General features: G+C 43.7%; 5 protein-coding genes. 2 read left to right on the top strand and 3 right to left on the bottom strand.

All coding sequences use genetic code 11. From position 1 onward, the window contains the following. A partial coding sequence (locus tag HMPREF0980_RS07390; RefSeq protein ID WP_442855430.1) for a flagellin N-terminal helical domain-containing protein occupies positions 1–277 on the bottom strand: 277 nt, incomplete at its 3' end. 182 nt (positions 278–459) lie between these two features. On the opposite strand from HMPREF0980_RS07390, the gene HMPREF0980_RS07385 reads away from it, so the two are divergent. Then, the gene (locus tag HMPREF0980_RS07385) at positions 460–1,863 is read left to right on the top strand and encodes an ATP-binding protein (RefSeq protein ID WP_049729157.1); all 1,404 of its coding nucleotides are present in this window, start codon (positions 460–462) and stop codon (positions 1,861–1,863) included. Positions 1,864–1,930: 67 nt separating this feature from the next. Here HMPREF0980_RS07385 and HMPREF0980_RS07380 read toward each other — a convergent pair whose 3' ends face one another. Both HMPREF0980_RS07380 and HMPREF0980_RS07375 read right to left on the bottom strand, forming a co-directional pair. Next, a complete protein-coding gene (locus HMPREF0980_RS07380) occupies positions 1,931–3,625 on the bottom strand; it encodes a flagellin N-terminal helical domain-containing protein (RefSeq protein ID WP_049728514.1) in 1,695 nt (564 codons plus the stop codon). A gap of 112 nt (positions 3,626–3,737) precedes the next feature. Further along, positions 3,738–4,829: a site-specific integrase gene (locus HMPREF0980_RS07375; protein ID WP_049728513.1), complete on the bottom strand. Its 1,092-nt coding sequence runs from the start codon at positions 4,827–4,829 to the stop codon at positions 3,738–3,740. 483 nt (positions 4,830–5,312) lie between these two features. Between HMPREF0980_RS07375 and HMPREF0980_RS07370 the strand changes: the two genes are divergently transcribed. Beyond that, positions 5,313–5,616: flagellin N-terminal helical domain-containing protein (locus HMPREF0980_RS07370; protein ID WP_442855429.1), on the top strand; the 304-nt coding region annotated here is incomplete at its 3' end.

Below are 5,616 nucleotides of genomic sequence, written 5' to 3'. Positions count from 1 at the left end.
GCTCTACCATACGGTTCAGCATGGAGTGGACTTCCGTCAGAGCACCTTCTGCCGTCTGTACTAAGGAGATGCCGTCCTGTGCATTCTTCTGTGCCGTCTCAAGTCCCGTAATCTGCGCCCTCATCTTCTCAGAGATGGCAAGCCCGGCAGCATCGTCGCCTGCACGGTTGATGCGGTAGCCGGATGACAGCTTCTCCAGGTTCTTGGATACTGCACTGTTGTTGTTCGTCAGGTTGCGGTAAGAGTTCAATGCCGCGATATTATGTTGGATTCTCATATGATTTCCTCCTTGAAATTATTCCAGGGGGCTTCCCTGCCCCGCTGAGGGTATTCCCTCCCGGTTTTTAATCATAGGGAAGGAATGATGAAATGGGGGACTTGACAACACATGTAATCAGAAATATAATAAAACTGTATTATAAGTCAGTGAAACGTGATGCACTAATTTTGGAGGATGCTATGTTTCTAGGAAGAAAAAAGGAATTGGATAAATTGGAACAAATGTGGCGGAGGAATAAATTTGAGATGGCGGTAATATACGGACGCCGCCGTGTAGGAAAGACCACCTTGATAAAAGAATTCTGCAAGAGGAAACGAACAATTTTCTTTGCTTCCAGCGAGACCCCTTCCTATGAAAATCTTAAGGAATTTTCAAGGATAACTGCGATTGAAAAAGGCAGCAAAGGTTCCATGACCTACAATAGCTTCCGGGACCTGCTTGAAGAGATAGGCCAGATGGCAATAGACGAGAGGCTGGTCGTAGTAATTGATGAATATCCTTATCTTGCCAAATCAGAACCGTCTTTTTCTTCTTTACTGCAGAACTTTATTGACTCGAACTATAAAGAGACGAAGCTGTTTCTTATTTTATGCGGTTCGTCTATGAGCTTCATGGAACATCAGGTCCTAGGGTATCAAAGTCCACTGTTTGGCCGCAGAACGGCTCAATTTAAAATAGAACCATTTAACTATTATGAGACGGCCCTCTGGTTCCCGGAAATGAATAATCCAGAACGCGCTCTGATATATGGGGTTACAGGCGGCATTCCTCTCTATGTTGAACTGATGACAGGCTACGATTCTGTACGTGATGCCATGCTTTCTGAAATCTTTAACGACAATGCCTATTTATATGAAGAACCTGGTAATCTTCTGAAGCAGGAACTAAGAGAGCCACAGAACTACAATGCTATCATTACCGCTATTGCAGAGGGCAGCAGCCGAATGAATGAGGTATCGACCAAGGTAGGGCTGGACTCTGCCACATGCTCAAAATATATTAATAAAATGATAGAGTTAGGAATCCTTCATAAAGAAAAGCCGCTTGGTGAGAGCAGCAGCAAAAAGGTTTATTATAGGATTGTAGATCAGATGTTCCGCTTCTGGTATCGATTTGTGGCATCTAATGTCAGTGCGATTGTCTCCGGGAGAATAGAGAAAACCTTTACCGTTGCAATAGAGGATCATCTGAACCATTACATGGGGTCTGTATTTGAAGATATGGCAAAACAATATCTCCTGTTCAGAGATGAATATCTGCCAATCGATATGGGAGAAATCGGACAGTGGTGGGGAACACATAATGTAGACAAGAAGCAGGTGCAGATAGATATTGTAGTCTTATCCCCTGATAATAAAAGCGTCATTCTAGGTGAATGTAAGTATAGAAATGAGCTGGTAGATATGGATACTCTGAAACATTTGCAGTATGTATCAGAAGCATTTCCAGACAAGAGCAGAAAAGTGTATTACTATTTGTTCTCCAAAGCGGGATTTACAGAACGTCTCATACAGCATGCAGATGATAACGGTATACGTCTCGTAACCCTAGATGAGATGATGCCAGATCCTGGTTATAAGTGATGAAAATACGTCGAAATAGCCAGCCGGGAGAAAAACCGGCTGGCTATATATTTAAAATGGGGACTTATTACTGTAATAACTGAAGAACTCCCTGTGGAATCTGATTCGCCTGTGCGAGCATAGCCTGAGAAGCCTGAACGAGGATGTTGTTCTTCGTGTAAGCCATCATTTCATTTGCCATGTCTACGTCACGGATACGGCTTTCAGCAGCCGTCATGTTCTCTGTCGTTACACTTAAGTTGTTGATCGTGTGCTCCAGACGGTTCTGGATAGCACCAAGGTCACCACGTGTAGAGGATACAGAGTTGATTGCGCTCTTAATCAAATCCACGGCAGCCTTTGCTCCTGCCTGTGTTGAAACATTTACACCGCTTATTCCCAGAGAGCTGGAGCTCATATTACCGACTGATACGGTAAGCTGGTTAAAGTCTTCCGCAGTATCACCAATCTGTAACGTCAGACCTCCGGAACCGCCTACAGAAGAAGAGCTTCCTGCTAATCCAAGGATTGATGCAGTTTTACCCGGTTTTCCTGTTGCACCAGCGTCTGATTCTCCAAAGGAGAACTGGACTTCTTTGTCACCTCCATATACTACTTTCAATCCGCCGCTCTTGTCAGCACTTACTGTAAAGTCATTAGCTGTCAGGAAGTTGGCATCACCAGCTGCGTAACCTTTGGCTGTATTATAAGCACCAATTGCAGTCCTTATATCTGTCTGGAGTTGGGTTGCAACGGCGTCTAAACCGCTATCCTTTGCAATTGCAGCGGATAGAGATACCTCTACAGTTGTACCGTTTATCGTCATGGTGAATGCATCACCAGCTGCAAGTGCAGTACCCAATGTTTTTCCGGCTTCAGTAACTCCACCCTTACCGGCAGTCGCTGAGAACAATACCGTACCCAAAGATTTTTCTACATCTGCTACAGCGTTATTAGAACCAGTCCATCCTATAGAGGAAGTAGAACTTTCATTCTCGCTTTCAATAGCAAAGGTACCGTCAGCATCTGCTGTTACCTTCACACTACCTGCAAGTCCCTGCTCTTTCATCTGGTTGTTGAGCAAAGTAGTCAAGTCTTCGGCAAGACCCTTGAATGTGTCCTCCGTTCCAGCTGATAAATCAACGTTAAACTTGTCAAATAGTTTTTTTGCATCGCCTTTTGTCCAGTCAATCGTTAACGTCTGTCCATCGATATCAAAACTGTCGGTTCCTGCAACAATATTACCACCGCTTAAGTCCGCCTTACCTGAACCAGTTGCGCCAGTTGCTTTAGCTGCTGTAAAATCAGAAATATTCCTTCCGATTGTGACGCTTCCTGTAGAAGAGCTCGCCCCTCCTGCCAAAGAACCATCCAGCAGGTTGATGCCATTGAAGTTTGTTCCTTCTGCAATTCTGTCAATCTCGTCTTTCAGGGATTGAACTTCCTTTTGCAGGTTCGCGCGGTCCGTTGCATTGTCATACGTACCGTTCGCAGACTGGTCGGCCAGCTCTACCATACGGTTCAGCATGGAGTGGACTTCCGTCAGAGCACCTTCTGCCGTCTGTACTAAGGAGATGCCGTCCTGTGCATTCTTCTGTGCCGTCTCAAGTCCCGTAATCTGCGCCCTCATCTTCTCAGAGATGGCAAGCCCGGCAGCATCGTCGCCTGCACGGTTGATGCGGTAGCCGGATGACAGCTTCTCCAGGTTCTTGGATACTGCACTGTTGTTGTTCGTCAGGTTGCGGTAAGAGTTCAATGCCGCGATATTGTGTTGGATTCTCATATGATTTCCTCCTTGAATTACTTTCGGGGGCGTCCCTGCCCCTTCGAAGTCAGCCTTTCCACGTATGATTCTCTAATCATAGGGAAGGAATGATAAGGAGGATAGCAAAAAACTATCTGCCTTGTTTATCGTAGGCAAGATATAAGGTCTGTAAGTTTGCAGCCAGTTCTGACTGTTTATGAGGATATAGATGCCCATATGTATTTAGTGTCGTTTCTATATTTTCATGGCCTAATCTTTCTGCAATCAGCAATGGGCTGAATCCATGCTCGATAAGCAGGCTGGCATGGCTGTGCCGCAAATCATGGATACGTATTTTTGAGACGCCTGTCGCCTTACAGGCTTCCTGCATGTATTTTGTGATATAATATTTACTGTAAGTAAATATACGCTTAGAAGCATACTTTACCTTTTTCTCAGTATAACTTTTTAATTTACTGTTTAAAAAGGGTGGCAATGCCACTACACGCATACTTTTCGGCGTTTTCGGCGGCGCTATGTAATCTTTCTTATCTATACGGCGGTATGTTTTATTAATGGTAAGAATCCCTTTGTCCGGATGAAAATCGTCGTTAGTGAGAGCGAGAAGTTCACCTATGCGTATACCTGTATAGTATAGAATGGAAAACACAAGCCATCTCCCCGAATCATTAGGAAAATATTTTAAAAAAATGTGGAATTCATCTGGGCTCCAGAAAAGGCTGTGAGATACTTGCTTTTTACCCATGCTTCCTGCAGCATGACATGGGTTCGCGGTCAGGTGATAATAGCGTACTGCATAGTTTAAGATAGCAGAAAGCTGGTTATTCATCGACTTTAAATATGTCTCCGAATACCCTTTTCCATTCTGATCTTTATATGCCCTCATCAGATTTTGCCATTCACGGATTGTGCAGGGCTGAATTTTATTAACAGGGATTTCCCCAAGATAGGGTAGTAATTTCGTGTTTACCAAATGCTTTTTGGTAAACATGGTGGAATACCTCAACCGATTCTGCATATCCATTTCATACATTTCGTATAATTCGGAAAAAGTCATATCAGGACCACCTTCATGCTGACGTATAAATGACTTTTCCCATTCACGTGCATCTTTTTGGAACCGAAAGCCTCCTTTCTTCTTCTGATGGTTCTTTCCCATAAAATCCCGGTAATAAAATTTACAGTACCATGTTTGTGTGTTTTCATTGTAATATGTTGGCATTGAATTCGACCTCCTTGAGTTATGTTTTAAAATAAATTGTACCGTATTACGGCCAAAAATTATCAGAAAAAGTACTGTTTTAGTACTGCAAACTAAAATATTGTTTTTGGATTCCTTCCTTCAACTCCGGATTTAATCTATTTTTTTGGAAATATAAGCAGTACTATCTGGGTACTAAATAACAAATCAGCTCTAAAGCCCCATTTTACTGGGAAAAATCAAAAAAGTTATTATCTTTTTACTTTTTTTCCCTTATTTTAATCGGCAATATGACGATATTCTAAGTGAACACAATAAATAAGTTGCTTAAAGCAAAGCTGCTTAAAGCCTTGTTTATCAATGTTTGACGCGTCAAGTAACACAATGGCGGATTAAAATCCGCCGGTAACTTTTAATCATTCCTTCCCTATGATTAAAAACCGGGAGGGAATACCCTCAGCGGGGCAGGGAAGCCCCCTGGAATAATTTCAAGGAGGAAATCATATGAGAATCCAACATAATATCGCGGCATTGAACTCTTACCGCAACCTGACGAACAACAACAGTGCAGTATCCAAGAACCTGGAGAAGCTGTCATCCGGCTACCGCATCAACCGTGCAGGCGACGATGCTGCCGGGCTTGCCATCTCTGAGAAGATGAGGGCGCAGATTACGGGACTTGAGACGGCACAGAAGAATGCACAGGACGGCATCTCCTTAGTACAGACGGCAGAAGGTGCTCTGACGGAAGTCCACTCCATGCTGAACCGTATGGTAGAGCTGGCCGACCAGTCTGCGAACGGTACGT

This window comes from Dorea sp. D27 (assembly GCF_001185345.1).
Lineage (GTDB): Bacteria > Bacillota > Clostridia > Lachnospirales > Lachnospiraceae > Extibacter.
This window is presented reverse-complemented; position numbering and strand designations above follow the sequence as displayed.

Coding starts and splice junctions, on each gene's coding strand:
- HMPREF0980_RS07380 (WP_049728514.1), bottom strand. CDS start 3,625: ATGAGAATCCAACACAATATCGCGGCATTGAACTCTTACCGCAACCTG.
- HMPREF0980_RS07375 (WP_049728513.1), bottom strand. CDS start 4,829: ATGCCAACATATTACAATGAAAACACACAAACATGGTACTGTAAATTT.
- HMPREF0980_RS07385 (WP_049729157.1), top strand. CDS start 460: ATGTTTCTAGGAAGAAAAAAGGAATTGGATAAATTGGAACAAATGTGG.